The sequence below is a fragment of the Paenibacillus spongiae genome, assembly GCF_024734895.1.
Classification (GTDB): domain Bacteria; phylum Bacillota; class Bacilli; order Paenibacillales; family Paenibacillaceae; genus Paenibacillus_Z; species Paenibacillus_Z spongiae.
In genome coordinates this window covers 3,491,028-3,514,028 of sequence record NZ_CP091430.1, presented here as the reverse complement: position 1 = coordinate 3,514,028, position 23,001 = coordinate 3,491,028, and the positions used below count along the sequence as shown (strand labels likewise).

Below are 23,001 nucleotides of genomic sequence, written 5' to 3'. Positions count from 1 at the left end.
TTTACGCCTCCAGCACGGTACCCATTTGAGATAGCGGTTCGGCCAGGGCATCGATTAATTGGCTCAATTTCTTCGTCTGCTCTTGCTTAAGATCCGTATAGATCATATAGCCGTCGCCAACCTTGTACTGGGACAAATCCTTGTCCAGCTCTTCGAATTTTCCCTTAATATCAGAAGCGAGCGCAGCATCCTTCTTCTCCAGCTCCGGCTTCAGCAATTCGAAGATCTTCTCCGCGCCTTCAACGTTCGCGGCGAAATCATAGAGATCGGTATGGGAATACCGTTCTTCTTCTCCGACGACTTTGCTGCTGGACACCTCATTCAACAAACCTACGGCTCCACTTATGAGCACGTCCGGACTGACCTCTACCGTTTCCACCAGGGCGCGAAGAAGCTTGCTGTCGCTAAGCAGCTGATCGGCGTAGCCTTCTTGTCCCGCCGTTTGTTGATCGATCCAGAGCGATTTCTCGATCCGGTGGAAGCCGCGCCATTCCTTATCGTCGACATCGCCTTCTCTGGCGTCGAGATTCGGATCGAGGTCGCCGAACGATTCGGCAATCGGCTCGATCCGTTCATAGAACATGCGGGTTGGCGCATACAGCTCCTGCGCTTTCTTCACATCGCCGGTCTTCACGGCATCGACGAATTGCTCGGTCGATTGGACGAACAAATCCGTCTGCTCGATGACATAAGTTTTATAAGCATCGGTTGCGGCCGTTAGCGACTCGTTCTGCTCCACCGCGCCTTTATTCTCAGCCGGTTGATTATCAACTGCCTCATTCTTTTCCGAGCAGCCTGTCAAAACGACCGTAAATCCCAATACACCTGTAGCTAGCGCATATCCCAACCTTCTCACCATCTGCATCTCCTTCAGCCTATATCACAATAATTGAGAATGAAAATCATTCATAGCAATCAATATATAACAGGAGCAAGCATTTGACTAATCGATTTTTTTTATTGTTACATCTATTAGTGCAAAACTATTAATAATCAGTTTGTGAAGATTAGAAATTGGTTTCAGTGGGAAACGTCCAGTTCTACGCAAGCAGCCATCATTAGGTTATCAATTCATACATGGCTTGAATGCAAATTTGTCCATGCTTCATCATATCGTCGATGCGAATGAATTCATCAGGCTGATGCGCTTTCGTCATGCCGAAACCGGCACCGAATGCAACACCCCCCGCCAAAACAAAACAAGTCTCGTTCAATCCGATGCCAACGGATTGAACGAGACTTGTTTGCCGTGCCGCTGTCATCGAAGGCTTGCTCCGCCGTCTACGGTCAGAATTTGCCCCGTAATCTGACCGGCCAAATCCGAAGCCATGAATGCGACGGATCGGGCAATGTCCTCGCCGGTCTGCATGCGCCCGAGCGGCATCCGGCTGCCGTGGCTCCTGATCGTTTCATCGTCCATACCGTTCGATTTCAGACGAGCCAATTCCCCGTCGGACGACACCCAGCCGGGCTGCACGCAATTGACGCGGATCCGGTGTTTAGCCAAGCCGCGCGCCAAATTGCGGGTCAGCGTCACAATTCCGCCTTTGGAGACGGCGTAAGCCATCGTCACCTCTTCGCCCGTGGCAGCATGAAGCGAGCCGATATTAACGATATTGCCGCCGCCCCGCCGGATCATGCCCGAAACGGCTGCTTGGCTCATTAGGTACGCGCCCTTCAGATTGATGCCCAGCACCTTATTCCAGAATGCTTCGTCGGTGCCGAGCAGATCCGCCCGGGGAAAGATGCCCGCGTTGTTCACCAGCACGTCCACGCCGCCGAATGCGCGTTCGGTCTCCTCGATAGCGAGCTTAGCTTGTTCCGCAACGGAGACGTCGCACCTGAAGAATCGAACGTCATAGCCGGCCTTCACCCACTGCGCGGCATCTTCTTCCCCATCTTCATTGACATCCGCAATGACCGCCCTTGCGCCGAACTGGACGAATTGCTTCACGATGGCTCGACCGATTCCTTTGGAACCGCCTGTCACAACTACCGTCCGGCCGGCGAAATTCAAATACGTTTCCCGCATGGATCACCCCTCCGCTTCCGGACTCTCCCTTATCCTATAACCAGCGCTACCCTTTAATGCCGGTTGTCGATATTCCTTCCACAAAATGCTTCTGCGCGACGAAGAACACCAGGATGGACGGGACGACGGAAACGAGCGATACGGCGAGCAGCTGGCCCCATTCCACTTTATATTCCGAATCGATGAACACCCGCAGCGCTACGCTGACCGTATAGTTTTCCGCCGAGCTCAAATAGAGCAGCTGGCCGAAGAAATCGTCCCAGCTCCACAGGAAGGTGTACACGACGACGGTCACCAGCGCCGGTCTGATCAGCGGAAGAATAATTCGAAGGAAGATGCCGAAGGACGAACAGCCGTCGATCTTCGCGGATTCGTCCAGCTCGCGCGGGATGCCGCGGATGAACTGCACCATCAAGAAGACGAAGAACGCGCCCCCTCCGAAAAAATGGGGCAGGATGAGCGGAATGAAAGAATCGACCATCTCCAGCTTGTTGTACATAATGTACTGCGGCACAATCGTCACCTGTCCGGGGAGCATGATCGTCATAAGAAGCAGGGCGAACATGAACCCTTTGAGCTTGAAATTAATGCGTGCGAAGCCGTAAGCCACGAGCGGAGTCGTCAGAACGGCTCCCAGCACGCACCAGAACTCCAGCCACAGCGTATTGGCGAAGAACCTTGTGAATGTGAAGGACGGGAACGACGTCCAGCCGTTATAGAAGTTTTCCCACATCGGCTTGGACGGCCAGATGGTCGGAAGCGGCATCTCGGCATTGCTCTTGAGCGAAGCGCCGATCCACCAGAATACCGGATACATCATCAGGAAGGAGAACGCCAGCAGCACAATATGGTACCGGAGCGTGCCCCGTCGGTTTGCGAAGGTCATGTTACTTCCTCCCCCCCTCCGATTCGTAGAACACCCAATATTTCGAAGCATAGAAATTGGCGGCCGACAGCAGCGCGATCACGAACAGCAGAAACCACGCCAATGCCGAAGCATAGCCCATTTCGAAGTTCTTGAACGCTTTGTCGTACAGCATGAGCGCATAGGTGTAGGTCGAGTTTGCCGGTCCGCCGCCCGTAATGATGAACGCCGAGTTGAACATCTGGAACGAACCGATCATGCCGAGCACCAGATTGAAGAACATGACCGGCGAGAGCATCGGAAGCGTAATGTGGAAAAATTGGCGGATCTTTGACGCGCCATCTACACCCGAAGATTCGTACAAATCGCGCGGAATTTGCTTCAGGCCCGCCAGAAAAATAATCATCGTCGAGCCGAATTGCCAAGTGCTCAGGAGAATGAGCGTACCGAGAGCGGTCTGGGGATTGGAGATCCAGCCGATGCCGGTAATGCCGAACCAGCCGAGCAGATGGTTGACGTAACCGTCGATGCCAAACATGTTCTTCCAAAGCACTGCAACCGCCACGCTCCCGCCGATCAAAGAAGGAACGTACACCATCGTCCGGTAGAACGAGATGCCCCGGATTTCCCGGTTAAGCAGGATCGCGACCATGAGGGAGAAGAACAGTTTGAGCGGAACGGAGAACAGAACGTAAGCGAATGTGACCCCGAGCGACTTTATAAAAAGCGTGTCCTCGCCGAATATACGGCTGTAATTGTCCAGTCCGACCCACTCCGGGTCCCGCAGCAGCGGATAGTCCGTGAATGAAAGATAGAAGGATTGCACAATCGGCCATACCGTCAGCAGCAGAAAACCGACCAGCCAGGGTGAGATGTACAGGAAGCCGGCCAAATTGTTTTCGTCCGAGATCCGCTTCCGTTTGAACAAGGTAAACAAGCGACCGGCGCCCAGCCCTTTTTTTCTTGTCGTGTCCGCAGTAATCATGGCGTATCACCCGCTATTCGAATATATTCAGGAAGGGCCAGGTCGTAAGCGAACCTTAGCCCCGCCCGATATGGCGACTGCGCCTTCGCGAGCGCGCCGGCGCTTATTTCACTTCTGCCATCTTGCCTTCCGCATCCTTCGCGGCGGCCATGATTTTGTCGAACGCCTTCTCGATCGTTTGCTTCTTGAACATAACCGCTTCCATTTCCGAATTATATATTTTCTCGAAGTCCTGCGCGCCGGCAGGGAGCGGATAAAACTTCTGACCCATCTCCCGCCCCATTTCGAGCATGTCTTTGCCCAGCTTTTGGCCAGGCAGAAGCTCCGGCTCAATCGCTTTCCACGCTTCTTCGTTCAGCGGAATGCCGCGCGCCGTTTTCATGATTTTGCCTGCTTCCGGATCTTCCAGGAACCACTTGGCGAATTTCAGCGCTTCCTCTTTGTTGTCGGAGTTTTCCGCTACGCTCCAGAACAGCGTCGGCTGCGACCAGCCGCCGCCTTCGGCCGCTGTCGGATCGTTTACAACCCCGATTTTTCCCGGCATCAAGTTTTCGACGACGCCCGCCGATGCGACGGTTGCCCCGGTAACCAGAACGGCGCCGGAAGCGATCGGATCCATCTGCGGATCGCCTTCCTTAAAGCTGACCGTCTTATCGGCCGGGGGAACGATGTCTTCACTGCGGTATTTCATGTAGATCTGCTGCAGTTTCATCCACAGATCCTTGTCGATGTGCACCGTGCCGTCGCCTGGGAAGACAGGGCCTTTGCCGTTTGCCATCTGGTAGGTTTGAAAGTGGAACCAGGCCCGTGATTGGTCCTGAATGCCGTATCGGTCCTTCGGCAGCTTCTGGCGCGCATCTTCGGCAAACTTGAAATAGTCGTCCCACGTCCAGTTTTTGCTTGGTGGCGTGAGGCCGTATTTCTCGATGTCTGCTTTGTTGTAAATATAGCCGCCGCCGTTCAGGCTGGTCGGAATGCCGTACAGTTTGCCATCGAATTTAATTGCGTCCAGCAGCTTGCTGTCCACGAGGCCGGACAGATCGACATCGGAGACGTCCAGCAGCTGCCCGCGTTTGACGTACTGCTCCATGATCGCCATATCCATGTGGACGATATCCGGCAAGTTTTTCGCCGCCGAAAGTGTTACCAATTTTTCAAAATAACCTTGGACCGCAGCGTATTCCGGCTGAAACTTCACATGCGGAAATTTCTGTGAATAGAGCTCCAGCACCTTGAGCGTATTGTCATGCCGTTCCTGCGACCCGCCCCACATGATTCTCAGCGTAACGGGCTTCGCCTCCGCTTGCTCGCCGCCCTCTCCTTCCGTCTTCCCTTCCGCACCCGCGTCCTTATTGCCGCCGGAATTGCCCCCGCCGTTATTGCCTCCGTTGTTACCGCTGCATGCAGCCACGAAAATCAAGCAGAGCATGAGCACCATTGCCAATGAACGCTGAGTAAATTGTCGGGTCATCTCCATATAACCTCCCATTAGGTTCTCGTGAGCAATCCCATCGGTCCCGCCGATCACCGATATTGCTGGCTAAAACGTATAGCTGCCTTGCTGAGAGGCCATCTCATAGGCTACTCTGGGGATTTGTGTCGCCAGCTTGCCTCCGCTTACATCGATCATTGTGCCTGTTATGTAGCCCGCGTAATCGGAAGACAGGAAGCAAATCAGGTGTGCGACATCTTCCTTCTTCCCCCAATGACGGAGGGTCAAGGTGTCGAGCAGCCGCTGCTGGCGGTCTTCAGGCAATTCGGCAAAATGGTTCATGTCGGTCGGGATCATGCCGGGCGAATAACAATTGACCGTAATGTTCCACGGACCCAGTTCACCGGCAAGCACTCGCGTAAACTGATGGACGGCCGCTTTGGAAGAGGCATAGGCTGCGCTTCCAAAACTCGGCACGATGGCTGCGAACGAAGCAGCGTTTATGATCCTTCCCGACCGCTGCTCCTTCATGATCGGGGCGATCGCCTTGCTCATTAAAAAGGTGCCCTTGAGATTGATGTCCATGTTCAAATCCCATATTTCTTCTTTCAGCTCGTCTACAGGCCCGCCGTTGGCAACGCCGGCATTATTGACGAGAATGTCGATCCGGCCGTGGCGCTTCCGCACATCTTCGATCACTTCTTCAATGCGGGCGTTGTCCCTGACATCGCACACATACGGGTAAGCTGCAACCCCTTCGTCGGCAAGCGCTTTGGCGGCATCCACCAGAAGTCTTTCGCTCACGTCCAACAGGACGGTTATGACACCCTCGCTTGCCAGCGTTCGGGCGATTTCCAGTCCGATTCCCCTTCCAGCGCCGGTGATGATGGCTACTTTGCCTTTCAAATCGATAATCACTAGGACACCTCCGCCTCGGAAATGTTCAGATTCCGCATTATTCTGTGCATATATGCGATGCTGGAAGCCAATTGGCCGTTCTCATAGGCAATGACGGCATCGGCCGGCTCGCCTCGCTCGTATGGCGTCCGCCAATCCTCCGGAGGCTTCGCGTTATCCTGGACGAAGCGGATGACATTGGCCAGCTGGAGCGCTGAACGGGGCGGATATTCCGGCCAATAATCATCGGACAGCACGCGGATATGCCGAGCTTCGAGTGCGCCGATCTCAATAGACATCGCGACATTAGGCGCCGCATGACGGAATAAGTTCAGAAGTGACGGGAAATCGACAACACCCTGCCCGACCGGGCAGCGCACGAGTCGATAGCCTTCGGTGCTAAGGTAACACCAGTAATCCTTCAAGTGAACATGCTTGATATATGGCGAGATTCGCTCGGCAAAATCGACGACCATTTCAGCCGTAGCGAGCGGATTACCGGTATCGAGCGTAAGGCCGAAATGCGGTGAAGCGATCCTCTCACATAGCCAGATCAATTCTTCGGAAGCGACGTCTTGATGATTTTCGAGCGCCAGGACGATGCCTTTCTTTTCGGCAATCCGTGTCGCCGCCTCAAGTCCGCCCAGCACATCCTCAAGAAACGGCTTCCATTTTCCGGCCATCTCCCGTCTATCGCCGCCGATTTTCGCCCCTCCGACTACCGTCCGCACCGTAGCCGCGCCAAGCTTGACCGCCAAGTCAAATACATCCGACAGCATGTCAGGATCGTAACCGTCCGAGGCGATCGTGATGTACATTTCACGCTCGCGAGCTTTGCTTGCAATCGCGGACAAATCGGTGCCTTTCAATATGGACGGCGGCAGTTCCACGCCCTGCAGCCCCGCTTCCGCCGCCTGATCCAGTAACTGGTCCGGCGTGATTGGAAGCCGGCCGGATTTGGGATGCAGCCCCATTGCGTATGTGGTGCCGAACATCGATAGACCTACCCGCATGCTGTTCACCTCTTCTTCATTATTGAAGATCTACTTCGCCGTCCAACCTCCGTCTACGGTAAGCGTCGATCCGGTCATGAAGCTTGAGGCGTCGGAAGCGAGATATAAGATCGCGCCCGCAATTTCTGAGGGACGGCCCCAGCGTCCCATCGCAATGTTGTCGATAAACAGCTTGTTGGCCTCCGGGTTGTTCATGACGACGGTATTGAGTTCCGTCGCGATTGGACCGGGGCACAGCGCGTTGACTGTTACATTATGAGGCGCAAATTCGAGCGCAAGCACCCGCGTCAGTTGAATAACTCCGCCTTTGCTGGAGCAATAAGCGCTCCGTTCCGGCAATCCGACGGCTCCAAGCATGGATGAAATATTAATGATTCTGCCGTATTTCTGCTCTTTCATTAATCTGGCAACCGCCCGGGAGCAGAGAAACGGCGCCTTCAAGTTCGTGCCCTGCACTAGATCCCAGCTCGCTTCGTCGTACTCTTCGATCGGCTTGCGAATGTTGATCCCGGCGTTATTGATCAGAATATCGATCCGTCCGAACGCATCCACCGTGGATCGGACCATCGACTCGACTTGCTCCGCGTTCGTCACATCGGCGGCAAGCCCGAGAGCCGTTCTCCCGGTCGCCAGCGCCAATTTCTCCGCTGCCTCCACCGCTTTCTCTTTCGTTCTGCTCGTCATAACAACGGTCGCCCCGGCTTCTGCCAATGCCTGCGCCATGACAAGGCCCAAGCCGCCTGTTCCTCCCGTGACAAGCGCAACCCTGCCGTCCAGTTTAAATAAATCCAAGCTGCTCATGTTTAAACTTCACCCCGTTATATTGACCTATTGTTTTAATCCAGCGCTTGACGTTGCAGCCGATGGATAGCCCGCTCTTCATGTACTTCAGGAACTGCCGGACTGCCGCCGGCGTATGTTCCTCCCCTCGAAACGGCAATATCCCTGATTCGGGAGTAGCCGCATCGCGTAAATTCATCCGCTTCGGTCCCTCATATCCCAATGCTTTCAAGCCGTACCGTCCTTTTCTTCTTCATGCGTCTGCCTCTATTCGATCCGCTCTCTCTTCTCCCATCCCTGCTTGAATAGCGGGATATAATGACCGGGGTGGTACGGATGCTTCGCCATTTCTTCCAGGTTCAAATCTACGCCGAGACCGGGCAAATCAGGCGGTCTGATGTAGCCCCGCTCCACCTTGCAGGCCGGCTCGAGCACGAATTCCTCCCAAGGCTCGTTGAACTCGTCGAATATTTCATGAAGATAGAAGTTTGGCGTCGCCATATTCAAGTGGGCGCAGACGACGGAGCAGAGCGGCCCCTGCGCGCTGTGCGGCGCAATGACGCCGTTGTGGGCGTGAACCATGCCGCAAATTTGCTTGGAAGCCGAGATGCCGAGATACTGCGGCTCCAGCTGGATGATATGTACTGCGTCGTGCTTCAGCAGCTCCGCGAACTGCTCCCTACAGTAGTAATCTTCTCCGCAGGCGACGGGCACCGGGCTTCGCCTGGCCACCTCCACCATGGATGATATGTGCTGCGGAGGGACGGGGGCTTCAAACCAGGTCGGATTATAAGGCAGCATCGCTTCAGCGAACTGCAGCGCCGTATGGACGCTGAAGCGGTTATGGCCTTCGATCAGAATATCCGTATCCGGACCGACCGCGTCTCTTACGGCGGCGATGATATCGATCGCCAGGTTGAAGTCTTTCTTCTCCACCGTTCTCCAGGCGCTTCCGAACGGATCGAATTTCAGCGCCGTATAACCCCTTTCAACGACGACTGTGGCTTTCTCGTAAAAGTTCTCGGGCGTTCTCGGCCCGCGGTACCAGCCGTTCGCATAACAGCGGAGCTTGTCGTGGCATTGGCCGCCCAGCAGCTTGTACAGGGGCTGGCCCGACGCTTTGCCGATGATATCCCAGCAAGCGGTTTCAACCGCGGCCAAAGCGGAACCTTGAATTTGTCCCCCGTCCGAATAGACGTCACGGATCATCTTTAGCGAAATCGTCTCTACGTCGAAGGCGCTTCTGCCAATGAACAGATGCTTCAGCTCGTGAATAGCCGCTTCGACCGTCTTCGCAAAGCCGTTCAGCGTCCCTTCTCCGATGCCGTATACCCCTTCTTTGGTGTGCAGCTTGACGAACAGCCAGTTCTTCCAGGGATTTCCGACGATAAATGTTTCCACATCCGAAATAATCACAGGAGTTCACCCCTTTGTTTCCATATTCGAAACATTGTTTCCAATAAACTGGTTTCAGTGCATATTATGTTTGTGTACCCGATACTATGCTTTAAGCAGTCGGGGCTTATCCATCGTTGTTGTCGTCATTATTTCGTTTAATTGTATATCATTGAATATCGGTCTCCATCGCTACTGCTATATTCGAAATATAATTTCCAATCGAAAAGGGGAATACATCATGACTCGCCGCGTCCTTACGAAATCTTCGAAAGACAAGGTAGCTTCTTCCACGGTTGTTAAAGCGCTTCACGTGTTGGAGTCGTTGGCCGATCTGTGCGACAGCAGCGCAGAAGGCGCTTCCGTCAGCAAGATCTCACAGCGGTCAGGCGAAAGCCCGAGCAGCGTTTGCAAGCATTTGGCCGCCTTCCAGCAGTATGGCCTTGTCGAGCAGGATCCGCGTTCGGAGCTTTACCGGATCGGCATCTATGCGCTCCGCTTATCCTCCCTAGCTCTGAAGCCGATGTCCATACGCGAAACCGTCTCCCCTTATTTGCGGAAAATCGCGGACCGGGTCGGCGAAACAATCCACCTGGTCATCCGAGACGGACTGCGTGTCGTGTACATCGACAAAGTCGAATCGTCCAAGACGGTTCGTATGCATTCGGAAATCGGGCTGCGTAATCCGATGTACTGCACGGGTGTCGGCAAAGCGATTCTCGCCTATTCCCCGATTTCGCTCGTCGAGGCCGTCGCAGCGGAAGGCTTCACGCCGTTCACGCCCCAGACGCTCATTTCAAGAGGGGCTCTTCTCGAGGACTTGGAGCTTATCCGCTCCCGGGGCTATGCGATCGATAATTGCGAGCACGAATCCGAGGTCCGCTGCGTAGCGGCGCCGATCTTGAATCATTTGAAAGAACCGATCGCCTCCTTCAGCGTCTCCTGTCCGAAGTGGCGGCTGCCCCACGAACGCGTTGTCGAAATCGGGGAAATGATCCGCGATGTTTCCGCAGAAATTTCCGCAAGATTCGGCTACATCGGCTCAAGATGAACCGCGGCGCTCCGACGGACGATCATGCTAAATTCGGTGACATCGGCCCAGTCGCCGAGAATCGTCCGATTTAGGGGAGGTATCACGCAAGAAGGAGCTGCCATAATGGCAGCTCCTTCTTATTGAACTAACGATCAAGGCCGTTCGCTTCACGTACCAAGTCGAAATATTGATCTCCTCTAACCACCTTATACTCCGTTCCGAGCGAAGAGGCTACCTCGGCAATGTCGGATGGTCTTAGGCTCCACGCCCCGGCGCCAATGGTAATGAATCTCGGGGTCGTTCCATCCCAACCTTCAGAAGCGGACGCGATGGCTTCCTTCGCTTGATTGACAGAGCCGACCATGATTCCTGTCGACACGGGCAAGGAATCATTCACGATCTTCATTTCATTACTATTCTTCCAGTTCAGGAACATGCCGTTCAGATTCAGCTCGTCGATAAAAGCTTGAGCCGTACGCTCGCTTAGCTCGGCATTTTGATGATTTCGGATATTAAGCGCATAAATGATATCGATCCCGGCGCGCTTCAAATATTTGTGCGTGTCCTGTAGATAAGGGACCAAATTTTGTTCCGGCCAAGCATCCGGATAGAAGTATCCCATGCCGGATGGCCCTGCAATGAGCAGATCGTTATCGGTTGCGCTGCCAAGAAAATGCCCGAATATGAATGGCGCTGCATCCGCCAGAAGAGGACTTACGCTCCAGTTGATCGGTACGCTTCCCCGTCCGGGATCATCCCAAAATCTCTTCATGCCGTGCTGATTGTACTGTAAATTGTCTCCGTCCGTGTACGTGAAGGTCACGTAAATTTTATTTTCCAACGCAGGGGCTTCCAGTTGCTTCTGTTTCTTAATTTTCCCCTCCATTCCGGAGAAGACGGTCATATTGTTAAACCAATCGGAGGCAAGGACATAGACGCCATATTGCGAGCATAATTCCGTCCCTCCCCACTCGCCTGCAACGTCGTTGGCAAACCAGCCTAGATAAGGCGTGCCTGGTTCGACATCGGACAAAATTTTCTCGAACAGAACCCGCTCTTCCGGATCATTCGGATCCAGCCAGAATACCATAGCCCGGTTGGCTACCGCATAATCGCGAAGAAATCCGTACGGCTCCTGCTCCAGATTATCCGAGCTCGGCGTTTGAACGTTCGTTGCGGATACTTTGTATTGGTTCCACATGTCCACCGATACCGTAAGCGTCTGCGTTCCTTCCGGCGGCGCAAACCGGTAAACGAAGTAACTATTGCCATCCGCAAACCGATGGCCGCCGGTCCGGTCCGTCAGCGCTGAGCGGCCGCTGTCATATAGGAACGGTTTCTCTGCCGCAGTTCCGGCTTCCGTTCCAGGAATGAAATGACCGATAACATTTCCGTCCGCCTTGACCGTCACTTCATGGACAGCCGGCCCCCATCCATCCGCTGTAAAAGCATCATCGAACCGGAGGTAAACGGCCTCTTCTCCAAGAAAGGAGGTCAGATCGATTTCATGGACAGCGCGATTGGATGAGTTTCGAATTTCCTCGTCTTCCTGCAGCAGGAGTTCGTAGGAATCCGGTATGCCCGGGGGCAGCGGAATACTATTCCCGCCGCTGAGCCCAATCAGCATGCGTTTAGTCGTACGATTCCAGAAGTTATCATACTGCCATTGATAAACTTCCATGGCATTGGCAAACTTCCCGCGGTAATCCTCCAGCAAGGGCAGGTTATAAGGTGCAGCCGTTAATACGTCCGCCAGACCAGGGCTCGCTACTATGGCGTTCTCTAGGCCCGCGTAAGTAGTAGCAAGATTGACCGTATCCATATTGTCGGGATCATATACGACGATGCCTTTAACCTCATTCTTGTATTTGGCTACAACCTTCAACGGATCCACGTGGACTTGATAAGGAACGTCGAACTCGTTAAGCCACGTCATTCTGCCTTCTTCAGCATTTCCCTCCAATACATATATGCGAGTTTTTTCCCGGTTTACATTACCCTGCAGAGAAGTGAGCAGCAGCTCCATTTCTCCCGGTTGCCCGGCCAAGTCGACAACATCAAGAAATTTAGGTTTAGAGAAAGTGGGCAGTTCTTGATTCTTCGGCCATGTCACTCCACTGTGATTTGAACGGTCCTCATTCGTCCCGTCTGCAGAAGCAAGAGCCGGAGAAATTACGGTAAGCAACAGCGTAATAACAAGAAGAACTTTACTGCGTGCCAAACCTTTCACTTCCATCACTCCTAACACATGTTTTTATTGTTGCTGCCTCATCTTCAAAACGGAAATAATCACCTCCCCAATTATGGTTGTAACTCCCTAATTGCCCTTATATTGTAATACCCTTCCATTGAGGTGTCAACGAATAATACATGTTCTATATATCGATTATATATTTATGAAACTCTTTGTCGAATTAGGGCTCTAAGCGGCTTCTTCAAGCAACAAGAAGCGGCACGAAGAAGCGGAGCTCTTCAATTGAAAAGCCCCGCATCCTTTGTGACGCTTCATGGAGTGGTAAGTTTAAAATAGATATTCACGCGGGACGTTCTGGGTGGAGATCCACTGTAATGTCGTGAACTCTTCGAGAGACCACTTGCCGCCAAACCGGCCCAATCACCGGTTAATTCCGAATGCTCCGGTTCTGGTTCGGATCGGCATGCATAACCGGAATCATCCATTGATAGACTGCCATATTGCTCAATTCGTATCGTTCCAGTTTTGGACCGGTGGGTTCGAACCCAAACCTCTGCACGAGAAGCATCAGATTGAAGCAGGCGAATGCGTCCGCTGCCATACACGCAAGCGTAACGAACAAGGTAGGTTGAATCCGTTCCACTCTACCTTGCATGCTTGCAGCAAATTCATCGGTTGCGCTAAATGATTTCGGGAGACGAAAGCCTACTTGTCCAATCATCTCGTCTCCATCCGCGTTCTCTGCCTTAACGAACGCTTCATTGCAGCGTATTCCATATTCTGAATACAGATATGCGGCTCTTTCTTCTATAGCTTCGGCGTAAGGGTTAAGTCTTCTCGTCACCCGCAGAGGAAACCACAACATCGTGATTGCGGATTCCCATTTTACAAGCCGGAGATGCTGGTCATCCGATTCCATGCCTTGCAAATATTGTTTCGCGATCCGCATCGATGCCATCTTGGCATCGATTTCGTCCCGCCACTTACGTACCCAGGCAATACGTTCCGTATCGCCGGATGAGAGAAACGAGCGAATTTCGCGCAGGTTTACATCCGCCTGACGGAGCGAATGTATTGTCAGTGCAACAGGGATCTGTTCTTCCGTGTACAAGCGATAGCCGTTATCCCCGCGAATATGAGGAACAAGAAGGCTTTCTTTCTCATAATAACGCAGCGTACTGGGCGGCAATCCGGTACGATCCGAGAAGATCTGAATGGTCATGGAACGTTCCATCGATGCTTCCGTCCCCCTGCCTAAGAATCAATAATAATTCCAAACATTCAGCCGATTGCCATCCGGATCATAGAAGTGATATCCCGTCCACCGTTCGCCGACCGGCTCGGTCGTCTCGATGTCTTGCTGCTTCAGCCAGCGTTGGGTCTCCAGGAAATCCTCTCTTCCGTCGACCAAAAAGTACAGCCTTGCACCGGGATTCGCCTTCACAACAGGACTGCATGACGCAAGCTGCTGCAGCCAGACATAATCCCAATGATCCTTGCGATCCCGAAGCAAAGCGAACCCTTGATCCGAATAATCGGTCTCCGAACGCTCTAAGCCTAGTACATGCTCATACCATGCGACGGATGCTTCGAGATCCCGAACGCCGAGCCACAAAGGTTTCGCAGCATAACGGATTACCCTTGCTTCCGGATGTTGCCCTTCCGACGCTCTATCTTCACATAATGTCATTCGGACACCCGCGAATGCCTGAATATCGGCCGTTAACGTTCCATCCGGCAATTGGACCGGCTTCGAACATTCTATGTCGTGCTCCCCGAAATAATTGACCGTCTCTTCCAAATTGGCCGTCCGGAAGCAGAACCGGCAGTTTCCTTCCTCATAATCACGTTGATTGAAGTGCTCAAGATCCATTTCGAAGGATTTGAGATTGGCTTGTCCACCCCCCGGGAGGCGGAAAAATGCTTTCCTGCCTACTGGCCCCGTCACGGTGTCGATAAGTGCCCACCCCATATGCTTCCTATACCATTCGACTCCTTCTTCGAAACGATCATATGGCACCATAATAAAACCGCCGTCAAATTGAAAATAGGGTTTGTTCATATGTCCCTCCAGTTTCTGGCATATTTACTATCGGAACAATCGTACACCTTAAAGTTGCTTTAATGTCAATACCCGGTTATAGCTCACCATTCTATCGGGATTGAACCGGATTCCAACACTTCGTGTGCAACTTCATGTATTTTATCTTTTTTTCGGCACGATCCCATTCCATTTTTTTATTATTTTTGGAGCCCTTTTGATCCCTTCAGTCCCCACGATACTGCCGACAGATGCTATCAATACGCTTGATAAAACAAATTTGACTACATAGAAAATACCTGTTCCAACGATTAAATCCAGGATTAGAAATCTCTTTATCGTTGAGCCTTTTATAATGTAAACAACGAATTGGCTGTTTTTATCCGTCTTCAACAGCATCACACCTTTAAATTTCTTAACAGAAGGTATGATAAGATAACTTGGTCATATTCTCCTCTCTTCAGTCAATTAGATGACTTCCAATCGCTAAACCGTATCGGAGCAATGTCTTTGCCGTAAAATCAACTGATCACTGCCAATTATTCGTAATACCAGTCATGCTCCTTCGTGTATCCGCTCCAGGCAATGAGCATGTTGCCGTTTAGATCATGAAATTGACACGTCCATCCGCAGCCAGGACCCCCTTCGATATCGCTCACTTGGATACCGGATTCCACCAAGCTTGTGTGAAGCAGCTCGATATCGGAAACACGTATACACGCACGAACCCTGTAATTGTTCACATCTTTAACATACCAATAGCTTGTTTCATCCGTTTGATCGGGGCGGAACAAACAGATCCTGAAGCCTGAAGCCGTTCTCAGCTCGGCTATTCCTTTTGCAGGGGGGATTAACTCGAAGCCCAAATGTCTTATATACCACTCCACCGATTGTTCAATATCTTGAACAGGAATTTCAAGCGTAAAATCTTTTACTACCGCTAGTTTGTTCGTCATGTTTCATTACCTCCCTAAATGATAATTTCGATACCATTTGTGAAGCAAAATCATCTATACACTTTGATAGATTACTTGTTGAAATTACGCTGTCCCGTAGAATACATTTAAGCCCATATATCCTCTTGTATACGTGCTATCGCAGACGTCGATCATTAACTTACCGTCAAGATAGATGCTGATATGATCCTTAATCGCAGTCACCTTTACGTAATAATCCGTATTCTTTGGATATCGGCATTCGTTTCTGCAATGACATGATCTAGCGTCCCAAGCTTTATGAAGCCGCCGGGAACTAGAGAAGCACAATAACAATGTTCTGCCCGGGAATCGGCTCTGAACACTACCGCTGCCGCTGCTGCATGGACGATACATATCTTGGCCTGTAAGTGAAATCATCCGCCTCGGTGGAGGATAATGTATAACAATTGTCCCAGCCGTCGCCAAGAAGGCCGTGATCATGGCTTCTTTCGCCGAGTTCGGGAAAATGGCGTATTTGAGCGTATAGCTCTCGCCAGTGTTTTAATCCTCGATTCATCGTAAGTTATTTATCTGGTGCCGTAATCATTAATCTCAATTGTTCTCCCGTCCGGATCGATGAAGCGAATTTCTTGTCCGCATCCGCCACGGTCATTAATGGCATCGTTCACGATTTCGACTCCTAGCGATTTCATGCTGGCGAATATCTGATCGATATCTTTAACCTGGAGCAAAAGATAGGTGTGATTATACCCTTCCCGATTGTGAAATTGATGCTGAAGCTGATTGTCCGAACGCAGGAAATGAAGCGAATACCCGAAATTCGGATGATCCAGCACACATAGATCCGCATCTGTATCGTTCATTGAAGGCTCAAAACCAAACACATCGCAGTACCACTTGTAAGTGAAGTATGGATCCTTAGCCGGTAACGAAAGTCTTTGGAGTCCATACAGCAATGGAATTGTTGACGGAGATACCGATTGTTCCGATTCTGGTAAATTAATTTGTGTATGGACAACTTCCAATAGACGTCCATCTATATCCTTGAAACGGATCCAATCACCGTCATCGCTTCTGACAATACCATCGGTTAATATTTCAGTACCGGATTGCATCATATTTCGATACACGTTGTCTATATGATTGACCTTCAGCCTGATCGAAGTGTGAACAGATCCGTTAGCCTCGAAGTGGAGCTTGAGCTCATCTTGGGAGAGCAAGTAATACATGGAATAAGTCGTATACGGGTTCCCATTGACAAAGCCGTCGGGGCTCCCTCTGTCCAGAACGGAAGGATCAAGCTCAAAGACATCGCAATACCACTTTGTTGTTGCATAGGGATCTTTGGCGGGAAGATATAAGCAGAGGAGATTCATCAAATTAGGATTCGACTTGTTCCACACGGTCTCGACTGTGTTGTGAACATTTGATTGGATATCGATGTTCATTATTGTTTCTCATCCTTTCGAGTAGAAACTGTCGCTTCATATCCATTCATTCGCTTCGCTGAAATCCGTTCGAACCCTCCTCTTCAATATTTGGCCTGCATATGTATGATGCCATCAGGTGCTAAAATTCTGACATGCTGCAATGTTTCATTATAGAACTTCGGACTCCGCCATCATCCATGACCTCATTCGTTCCTCATCTAACAATTAGTTCCGCTATATGTGTAAAGATTTCCCTTTTATTCTACCAAACAAATGTTCGATTGAGAAGTACAAATTGCACCTGATAACTGCCTTATCGCCATAAAAAAGCAGGCTGCCGCGGCGCCTGCTCCTATCTGATATTAACTAGGCCGATAACAAAGCCGCAGAATATTGCCATCCGGGTCCCAAACATCGAATGCTCTACCGCATCCGCCCATGTCTGCAATCTCCCCTGAAATTTCTCCGACCTTTACGCCGTTCTCCATCAGTTTATTTCGCACGACCTCTGCGGATTCGACGATCTCCAGGATTAGGAAGTGATGCGGCTTCCCATCTCGCGTGAATCCCAAACGTTCGGTCCCTTCGGTTTGCCAAAGCATGATTTTGATGCCTTCGGCTGGGTACATGAAGACCTCCCTGCTGTCTTCCCAGATTGACGGAGGATTCTTCTTGAGATCAATAAAGAAACCAAGTTGTCCTGCATAAAACTCAATCGCCCGCTTCATACTGGACACGGGCACTTCAACGATCAATAATTTATTAATCATTGCTTTCTCGCGACTTGATGGAAACCCCTCGAGAGTCCCCATGACCAGATCCGACATCATCATTCCTCCATTTTATTTGGTTTTCACCTATAAGTTCCATCTTTCATAATTAGAATGGAAATATATAGGCGAATTGTCAAGAGGAACTTTCTATGGTCTAGAGCCTCCGTTTCATGCATACAAAATAAACCTCCAATTCACATCATGGCTGTGCTGTGATTAGGAGGGACGTCTTCAATTGTCTTGCCATCATCAACCACATATCATAGTATCTTATTGAATCATCATCATAGGGGGTGAGTATTATAATGAGAACGATTCAACGCATGGCTATCCTTGGCGTCTTGTCGTTGACTGTTGTGTTTGCAAGCGGATGCAACTCGGAGTCTGACAATAAGAACAGCAACTCGAATAATATGAACAACATGAATCATGAGCAGATGGACATGAATCATAATGAAGAATAGACCGTATAACCGGAATTGCATGCAGGCTTAACATCCGGCAAGAAGGGGGCGACAAGCCCCCTACTACTCGCCTTCATAGGTCCGCGACCTACACATAAATTAACCGCCATCCTTAGAACATTCGGTATAAACATCAACTATGGATCGTGGCCGTCCTAACAATCTTCCTGTCCTCCGTCCAATGATCCCTGTACCAGGAGCAGCTTTCGAACGTATCCCCATGCTGCTTCATTTTATGTTCGAGCATATCACGGAAACGGTCAAGAACGTCCCGGTATGCGTCATTTTCGGCTAAATTATTCAATTGAAACGGATCGGCTTTGTTATCGAACAGTAGTTCTTTACGGTCGATCCGGTAAATCGCGTACGTATATCGCTTGCTTCTTAAAGCCCTCCATTCATGACCATCCGACCAAGCTGCAGTAGCGCCCGTCCCTTGCAGGAATGCAGCTTCGGGCTCTTGTCCGTCTTCTCCAAGCGCCGCAAAGCTCAAATCGCTCCCTTCAACCTCGCTTGGCACAGGCATCCCCATCAAGGACAGCAGCGTAGGCATAATATCGCATGTATTGAGACATACATCCGTCGTTGCGCTCTGCCGAATCTTGTGCGGCCAGCGAATGAGGAACGGAACGCGAACGGCTTCCTCGTAAAATATGTTTTTCCCCCCTCTTCCATGCGCGCCGAACATTTCGCCATGATCGGACGTGAATACAAAAATCGTATTGTCGCTAATTCCAAGCTCATGCACAGCATGTAAGAGCCTCCCTACATTCCAGTCCAAGTTGGCTGTCATGGCATAATAAACGCGGAGCCATTCGGGAATGCGCTCTCTCATATCGGGAGTTAACTTCGCCCAATCGTCCGCATAAGGATCGTTCGTTTCTAAATAATTGGGCGGAAGCGTAAAGTCGGTATTCTTGAACTTATCATAATACTCCGGCGGGACGTTATTCGGATCCCAAGGATCATGCGGCGTACCGTACGATAGAAACAACGCAAACGGTTTTCCCGCGGCTGTCTTTTGTTCCAACTGCCCTATGGCGAGGTCCGTCTGACCGTCCGGCTCATAGCCTTCGATGACGATTTTCTCCGGGCTATCGGTATGATAGTACATGTTATAGTATTCGTGATGGAAATTATAACCGGCCCAAAACCCGTCAAATCCAAGCCGATGGCTGCCCGGAGGCACATAGGAATTGCGCGGGTCGTAATGGTTCCCCAGCTCATTCGCCCAAAGATGCCATTTCCCGATATAGGATGTATCATAGCCATGCCCCTGCAGAACGTTAGCGAAGCTGCGATGATTCGGATTCATGCGGATTTCATTAATGACCATACCGGTACTTGTCGTATATTTGCCGGTAAATAAAGAAGCACGGTACGGCGCGCAGACAGGATGTCCGGATATCGCATTCGTATAGTTCATGCTCTCGCCGGCCAGTTTGTCGATATTCGGTGTCATTGCAATCTCGTCTCCGGCGAAGCCGCAGGATGACAGACGGAGTTGATCCGCAAATACGTAAATCAAATTAGGCTTACCGCCATTCTTACTTTGTTCCATAAGGGAGCCCTCCTCGTTCGATTCGATAGCTTGATAGGAAGATCATACTTATAGAAGGGTTATGAAATGAATGGAGATTCCGGACCATTTGGTGAGGATTTCGGACATCAATTAATCTGTTAGGCGATACACCTATTCCGGCAGTATAAACGTGATACAATGATCATGAGCCATTCTCCTGCCTGCTAAGGCCAGAGGGATTGCATACTATGACAGATAAGGTGAGCATAATGGACAAATACGGACCGATCTATCACTTTCCGAAGGTAGACGCAGACCATCCGATCAACATTCCATTCATTGGCATCAACCATTGCCTGCCCACTTACCGTAACGAAAGAATATCCGCCCAACTGACGGTGCTTGCGTATGTGCTGGCCGGACAAGGAAATGTACGTGTCGATAATAGCTCCTATCAGCCGAAGCAAGGGGATGTATTTATTCTCCGCAGCGGCAGCTATCATGAAGTGACGGCCGATCCCGCGCAAGCCGAACCATGGACCTACATTTGGTACAATATCGAAGGAAGCTGGGCGCTCAAAGTTCTGGAGGCGTACCGGCTGTTATCGACTGTCGTCGTATCCGACGCCACGGTCGGTCATCACTTTAAACAAGGAATTGAATGGGCGGAGACGAAAACCATCGAGGATATGAGCAGCGAACTGCAAATCATTTTCATGCAAATCGTCGTTCAATTATCGCAAATCATGCGGAAACGACAGGAGCTGTTATCGCTTCCCGTACAGAAAATCAAGGTGTATATCGATAATCAGGTGTTGAAGCCGTTCTACATGGAGCAGCTTGCGGCAGAGCTCGGATGCTCCAGCAAACAGCTCAACCGCAATTTCAAGAAAGAAATGGGCACGACGATTTACAGCTATTTACTCGATAAAAAAATAGAGTCGGCCAAAATGATGCTGATGGAAACCAGCCTAACCATCGATCAAATTGCAGACCGGCTCGGGTATTCGGATGCGCATTACTTCTCCAACTTGTTTCAGACGAAAACCGGCGTGCGGCCTTCCGTGTTTCGAAAGACGTTTCAACGTATATGACAGAGGGGAATTAATTACCTGATATTTTCGAGTAGAAGGGGGCGGCTAGCCCCTCAATGGACTTCGTCTTGTCGTGCAACCTCATCCCATGCCTTATGCCTGATGATGTTCGTATTCCTCGGGCCGGAATATTGCCTCCAGCTTCCTTCAGATTCCACCTCGCGATGGACACCCTTGCTCTTGGCTAGTGGTTGGTCACCCCACAGCGGACTTTCACCGCCTAGTTATTCGCCAAGCGTGGCGCACACGAAAAAGAGGGAAAACTATACGTTTTCCCTCCGTAAACATGCAATGTATTCGTATCCTATTTCAGACCGCTAATCAACATGCCTTTTGTCAAATATTTCTGTAAGAACATAAAGACCACTACGGTCGGAATCAAACTCAGGAAGACGCCGGCCAGTACGACCGGATAGTCGGTGACATACTGCCCGCGGAAGTACGAAATGCCTACAGTGATCGTCATTTTCTCCGGAGAATTCAAATAGATGAGCGGTCCGAGCAGATCGTTCCAATGGCCGATGAAATTAAGCACGGCAAGCGTCGCCAATGCCGATTTGACAAGGGGAAGATAGATCGTCATAAAAATCCGGAACGGACTGCAGCCCTCCATCTTGGCCGACTCGTAGAGATCGTGAGGGATGGACATCATATGCTGCCTCAAGAAAAATACGCTGAATGCGGCCCCTGTCCAATTCGGCAATATAAGCGCCCACAAGCTGTCCATCAGACCGACAGACTTGATAATGATGAACAGAGGGATCATCGTTACGACTCCGGGAATCATCATGACGACAAGCACCATCGTGAACAGCGTGTCGCGGCCTTTGAACTGCAGCTTGGCAAACACGAACGCCGACATGGCGCTGGCAAATATTCCGCCGATCGTCGCCATCACCGCTATGAATGCGCTGTTCTTGAAAAAGGTCAACATCGGAATTTCGGTCATGATCTTGACGTAATTGTCAAACGTCCAATTTTTCGGAATGAGATGGTTGCCCGACATGATTTCAAAATTATCCTTGAACGACGACAGCAGCAGCCAGGCAAACGGAAATAAGATGACAACGCTCAGTGCGAGCAAAATGATATATTGAACCGATTTAATCGCCTGCTGGGTCGTATGTTCCATCACATTCCCCTCCCCTCTTTACAGATCATAATGCACCCATTTCTTCTGCAGCCTCAATTGGATGACCGTAATGATGAAGATGATCAGAATCAGCAAGTAGGATAAAGCCGAGGCATAGCCCATCCGGAAGCCCTGAAACGCTTCGTTGAAGATATACTGAACGATGGTCAGCGTCGAATCGAGCGGACCCGACAGCAAGTACACCTCTCCGAACATCTGGAAGGCGCCGATGACTTGCGTAATCAGAATAAAGAAGGTCGTCGGGGTGATCAGAGGGATCGTAATATTCCATAGCTGCTGCCATCTGGACGCCCCGTCAACCCGGCTTGCTTCATAGTATTCCGTCGGAACGTTCTGCAGTCCCGCAAGGAAGAGCAAAGCAATAAACCCCATGCTGCCCCACACGCCCATGATCGCGATCGAGCCCATCGCATTGTGTTCATCCATCCAATACACCTTGGGAAGCCCGATATCCTGCAGAAGCGTATTCAGAAAACCGTCGGTACCATACAGGTATCCCCAGACAAGCGCGATGGCCACGACCGAGCAGGCGGTAGGAAAAAAGTAAATGAGCCTGAACAGCTTGATGCCTTTTAATTTCTGATTTAACAAAATGGCCAGCGCAAAGCTGATAATGAGTTTGGCAGGGATGGATATGACCAGGAAAATCAACGTATTGTACATGGCTTTCCAGACGAGGCCATCGTATGCGAGCGTCTTGTAGTTGTCCAATCCGATCCATTGTGCCTTACGCACAATATCCCAGCTGGTAAAGCTCATCGCAAATCCGAATACCGCCGAAAAATAAATCAACCCAATGCCCACAACCAAAGGGATCAACAGAACGAAAGCCCATAACGCGTCTTGGCCCATCAGCTTTTTCTTCGCAGGTTTTCGCGGGAGCTCCCGCGCTTGATCGTCGCGCATCCGATTCACCGCCTTAAATGGGGGATAGTTTGTCGAGAACTATCCCCCTGTATT

24 protein-coding genes are annotated in these 23,001 nt (G+C 50.8%); 3 read left to right on the top strand and 21 right to left on the bottom strand.

Features of this window, described 5'->3' with window-relative positions; translation table 11 throughout:
• Position 1: 1 nt before the first annotated feature.
• The 11 genes from efeO to L1F29_RS16060 all read right to left on the bottom strand — a co-directional run bounded on the left by efeO (position 2) and on the right by L1F29_RS16060 (position 9,420).
• The gene (gene efeO, locus L1F29_RS16110; RefSeq protein ID WP_258389314.1) at positions 2 to 859 is read right to left on the bottom strand and encodes an iron uptake system protein EfeO; all 858 of its coding nucleotides are present in this window, start codon (positions 857 to 859) and stop codon (positions 2 to 4) included.
• A gap of 199 nt (positions 860 to 1,058) precedes the next feature.
• On the bottom strand, positions 1,059 to 1,262 hold the full coding sequence (locus L1F29_RS16105; protein WP_258389313.1) for a hypothetical protein: 204 nt from the start codon (positions 1,260 to 1,262) through the stop codon (positions 1,059 to 1,061).
• Positions 1,259 to 2,032: an SDR family NAD(P)-dependent oxidoreductase gene (locus L1F29_RS16100; RefSeq protein WP_258389312.1), complete on the bottom strand. Its 774-nt coding sequence runs from the start codon at positions 2,030 to 2,032 to the stop codon at positions 1,259 to 1,261. The genes L1F29_RS16105 and L1F29_RS16100 overlap by 4 nt, the downstream gene beginning before the upstream one ends.
• A 46-nt stretch (positions 2,033 to 2,078) precedes the next feature.
• Positions 2,079 to 2,918 carry a carbohydrate ABC transporter permease gene (locus L1F29_RS16095; RefSeq protein ID WP_258389311.1) on the bottom strand — a complete coding sequence of 280 codons (840 nt, stop codon included), beginning with the start codon at positions 2,916 to 2,918 and terminating at the stop codon, positions 2,079 to 2,081.
• Position 2,919: 1 nt separating this feature from the next.
• Positions 2,920 to 3,882, bottom strand: coding sequence for a carbohydrate ABC transporter permease (locus L1F29_RS16090; protein ID WP_258389310.1), 963 nt, complete (start codon positions 3,880 to 3,882; stop codon positions 2,920 to 2,922).
• Between the two features lie 103 nt (positions 3,883 to 3,985).
• Positions 3,986 to 5,353 (bottom strand): ABC transporter substrate-binding protein, encoded by a 1,368-nt coding sequence (locus L1F29_RS16085; protein ID WP_258389309.1) that lies wholly within the window; start codon positions 5,351 to 5,353, stop codon positions 3,986 to 3,988.
• 69 nt (positions 5,354 to 5,422) lie between these two features.
• Positions 5,423 to 6,232, bottom strand: coding sequence for an SDR family NAD(P)-dependent oxidoreductase (locus tag L1F29_RS16080; RefSeq protein WP_258389308.1), 810 nt, complete (start codon positions 6,230 to 6,232; stop codon positions 5,423 to 5,425).
• Positions 6,232 to 7,224, bottom strand: a complete 993-nt coding sequence (locus tag L1F29_RS16075; RefSeq protein ID WP_258389307.1) for a sugar phosphate isomerase/epimerase family protein — start codon at positions 7,222 to 7,224, stop codon at positions 6,232 to 6,234. Before L1F29_RS16075 ends, L1F29_RS16080 begins: the two co-directional genes overlap by 1 nt.
• A gap of 30 nt (positions 7,225 to 7,254) precedes the next feature.
• Positions 7,255 to 8,025, bottom strand: coding sequence for an SDR family NAD(P)-dependent oxidoreductase (locus tag L1F29_RS16070; RefSeq protein ID WP_258389306.1), 771 nt, complete (start codon positions 8,023 to 8,025; stop codon positions 7,255 to 7,257).
• Positions 8,003 to 8,236 carry a hypothetical protein gene (locus L1F29_RS16065; RefSeq protein ID WP_258389305.1) on the bottom strand — a complete coding sequence of 78 codons (234 nt, stop codon included), beginning with the start codon at positions 8,234 to 8,236 and terminating at the stop codon, positions 8,003 to 8,005. The genes L1F29_RS16070 and L1F29_RS16065 overlap by 23 nt, the downstream gene beginning before the upstream one ends.
• 35 nt (positions 8,237 to 8,271) lie before the next feature.
• A complete protein-coding gene (locus L1F29_RS16060; protein ID WP_258389304.1) occupies positions 8,272 to 9,420 on the bottom strand; it encodes a mandelate racemase/muconate lactonizing enzyme family protein in 1,149 nt (382 codons plus the stop codon).
• Positions 9,421 to 9,640: 220 nt separating this feature from the next.
• Between L1F29_RS16060 and L1F29_RS16055 the strand changes: the two genes are divergently transcribed.
• Positions 9,641 to 10,450 (top strand): IclR family transcriptional regulator, encoded by an 810-nt coding sequence (locus L1F29_RS16055; protein ID WP_258389303.1) that lies wholly within the window; start codon positions 9,641 to 9,643, stop codon positions 10,448 to 10,450.
• Positions 10,451 to 10,577: 127 nt separating this feature from the next.
• On the opposite strand, the gene L1F29_RS16050 is transcribed toward L1F29_RS16055, so the two are convergent.
• The 7 genes from L1F29_RS16050 to L1F29_RS16020 all read right to left on the bottom strand — a co-directional run bounded on the left by L1F29_RS16050 (position 10,578) and on the right by L1F29_RS16020 (position 17,862).
• Positions 10,578 to 12,662, bottom strand: a complete 2,085-nt coding sequence (locus L1F29_RS16050) for a GxGYxYP domain-containing protein (protein ID WP_258389302.1) — start codon at positions 12,660 to 12,662, stop codon at positions 10,578 to 10,580.
• 391 nt (positions 12,663 to 13,053) lie between these two features.
• Positions 13,054 to 13,860: a helix-turn-helix domain-containing protein gene (locus tag L1F29_RS16045; RefSeq protein ID WP_258389301.1), complete on the bottom strand. Its 807-nt coding sequence runs from the start codon at positions 13,858 to 13,860 to the stop codon at positions 13,054 to 13,056.
• 27 nt (positions 13,861 to 13,887) lie between these two features.
• Positions 13,888 to 14,688, bottom strand: a complete 801-nt coding sequence (locus L1F29_RS16040) for a VOC family protein (protein WP_258389300.1) — start codon at positions 14,686 to 14,688, stop codon at positions 13,888 to 13,890.
• A 141-nt stretch (positions 14,689 to 14,829) separates the two neighbouring features.
• The gene (locus L1F29_RS16035; RefSeq protein WP_258389299.1) at positions 14,830 to 15,060 is read right to left on the bottom strand and encodes a hypothetical protein; all 231 of its coding nucleotides are present in this window, start codon (positions 15,058 to 15,060) and stop codon (positions 14,830 to 14,832) included.
• A 146-nt stretch (positions 15,061 to 15,206) separates the two neighbouring features.
• Positions 15,207 to 15,623, bottom strand: coding sequence for a VOC family protein (locus L1F29_RS16030; RefSeq protein ID WP_258389298.1), 417 nt, complete (start codon positions 15,621 to 15,623; stop codon positions 15,207 to 15,209).
• Positions 15,624 to 16,171: 548 nt separating this feature from the next.
• The gene (locus L1F29_RS16025) at positions 16,172 to 17,053 is read right to left on the bottom strand and encodes a VOC family protein (protein WP_258389297.1); all 882 of its coding nucleotides are present in this window, start codon (positions 17,051 to 17,053) and stop codon (positions 16,172 to 16,174) included.
• A 344-nt stretch (positions 17,054 to 17,397) separates the two neighbouring features.
• The gene (locus L1F29_RS16020; RefSeq protein WP_258389296.1) at positions 17,398 to 17,862 is read right to left on the bottom strand and encodes a VOC family protein; all 465 of its coding nucleotides are present in this window, start codon (positions 17,860 to 17,862) and stop codon (positions 17,398 to 17,400) included.
• A 251-nt stretch (positions 17,863 to 18,113) separates the two neighbouring features.
• Between L1F29_RS16020 and L1F29_RS16015 the strand changes: the two genes are divergently transcribed.
• Positions 18,114 to 18,272, top strand: a complete 159-nt coding sequence (locus L1F29_RS16015) for a hypothetical protein (protein WP_258389295.1) — start codon at positions 18,114 to 18,116, stop codon at positions 18,270 to 18,272.
• Between the two features lie 133 nt (positions 18,273 to 18,405).
• Here the strand turns inward: L1F29_RS16015 and L1F29_RS16010 are convergent, their stop codons facing one another.
• Positions 18,406 to 19,833, bottom strand: a complete 1,428-nt coding sequence (locus L1F29_RS16010; protein ID WP_258389294.1) for a sulfatase family protein — start codon at positions 19,831 to 19,833, stop codon at positions 18,406 to 18,408.
• Between the two features lie 209 nt (positions 19,834 to 20,042).
• Between L1F29_RS16010 and L1F29_RS16005 the strand changes: the two genes are divergently transcribed.
• Positions 20,043 to 20,888 (top strand): AraC family transcriptional regulator, encoded by an 846-nt coding sequence (locus L1F29_RS16005; RefSeq protein WP_258389293.1) that lies wholly within the window; start codon positions 20,043 to 20,045, stop codon positions 20,886 to 20,888.
• A gap of 304 nt (positions 20,889 to 21,192) precedes the next feature.
• On the opposite strand, the gene L1F29_RS16000 is transcribed toward L1F29_RS16005, so the two are convergent.
• Together L1F29_RS16000 and L1F29_RS15995 are read right to left on the bottom strand one after the other, a co-directional pair.
• Positions 21,193 to 22,020 carry a carbohydrate ABC transporter permease gene (locus tag L1F29_RS16000; RefSeq protein ID WP_258389292.1) on the bottom strand — a complete coding sequence of 276 codons (828 nt, stop codon included), beginning with the start codon at positions 22,018 to 22,020 and terminating at the stop codon, positions 21,193 to 21,195.
• A gap of 18 nt (positions 22,021 to 22,038) precedes the next feature.
• Positions 22,039 to 22,947, bottom strand: coding sequence for a carbohydrate ABC transporter permease (locus tag L1F29_RS15995; RefSeq protein ID WP_258389291.1), 909 nt, complete (start codon positions 22,945 to 22,947; stop codon positions 22,039 to 22,041).
• Positions 22,948 to 23,001 lie beyond the last annotated feature (54 nt).

Bases quoted from the DNA above. Each gene is read 5' to 3' on its own strand.
- efeO (WP_258389314.1), bottom strand. From the start codon at position 859: ATGGTGAGAAGGTTGGGATATGCGCTAGCTACAGGTGTATTGGGATTT.
- L1F29_RS16105 (WP_258389313.1), bottom strand. From the start codon at position 1,262: ATGACAGCGGCACGGCAAACAAGTCTCGTTCAATCCGTTGGCATCGGA.
- L1F29_RS16100 (WP_258389312.1), bottom strand. From the start codon at position 2,032: ATGCGGGAAACGTATTTGAATTTCGCCGGCCGGACGGTAGTTGTGACA.
- L1F29_RS16095 (WP_258389311.1), bottom strand. From the start codon at position 2,918: ATGACCTTCGCAAACCGACGGGGCACGCTCCGGTACCATATTGTGCTG.
- L1F29_RS16090 (WP_258389310.1), bottom strand. From the start codon at position 3,882: ATGATTACTGCGGACACGACAAGAAAAAAAGGGCTGGGCGCCGGTCGC.
- L1F29_RS16085 (WP_258389309.1), bottom strand. From the start codon at position 5,353: ATGACCCGACAATTTACTCAGCGTTCATTGGCAATGGTGCTCATGCTC.
- L1F29_RS16075 (WP_258389307.1), bottom strand. From the start codon at position 7,224: ATGCGGGTAGGTCTATCGATGTTCGGCACCACATACGCAATGGGGCTG.
- L1F29_RS16070 (WP_258389306.1), bottom strand. From the start codon at position 8,025: ATGAGCAGCTTGGATTTATTTAAACTGGACGGCAGGGTTGCGCTTGTC.
- L1F29_RS16055 (WP_258389303.1), top strand. From the start codon at position 9,641: ATGACTCGCCGCGTCCTTACGAAATCTTCGAAAGACAAGGTAGCTTCT.
- L1F29_RS16045 (WP_258389301.1), bottom strand. From the start codon at position 13,860: ATGGAACGTTCCATGACCATTCAGATCTTCTCGGATCGTACCGGATTG.
- L1F29_RS16040 (WP_258389300.1), bottom strand. From the start codon at position 14,688: ATGAACAAACCCTATTTTCAATTTGACGGCGGTTTTATTATGGTGCCA.
- L1F29_RS16030 (WP_258389298.1), bottom strand. From the start codon at position 15,623: ATGACGAACAAACTAGCGGTAGTAAAAGATTTTACGCTTGAAATTCCT.
- L1F29_RS16025 (WP_258389297.1), bottom strand. From the start codon at position 17,053: ATGAACATCGATATCCAATCAAATGTTCACAACACAGTCGAGACCGTG.
- L1F29_RS16020 (WP_258389296.1), bottom strand. From the start codon at position 17,862: ATGTCGGATCTGGTCATGGGGACTCTCGAGGGGTTTCCATCAAGTCGC.
- L1F29_RS16015 (WP_258389295.1), top strand. From the start codon at position 18,114: ATGAGAACGATTCAACGCATGGCTATCCTTGGCGTCTTGTCGTTGACT.
- L1F29_RS16010 (WP_258389294.1), bottom strand. From the start codon at position 19,833: ATGGAACAAAGTAAGAATGGCGGTAAGCCTAATTTGATTTACGTATTT.
- L1F29_RS16005 (WP_258389293.1), top strand. From the start codon at position 20,043: ATGACAGATAAGGTGAGCATAATGGACAAATACGGACCGATCTATCAC.
- L1F29_RS16000 (WP_258389292.1), bottom strand. From the start codon at position 22,020: ATGGAACATACGACCCAGCAGGCGATTAAATCGGTTCAATATATCATT.
- L1F29_RS15995 (WP_258389291.1), bottom strand. From the start codon at position 22,947: ATGCGCGACGATCAAGCGCGGGAGCTCCCGCGAAAACCTGCGAAGAAA.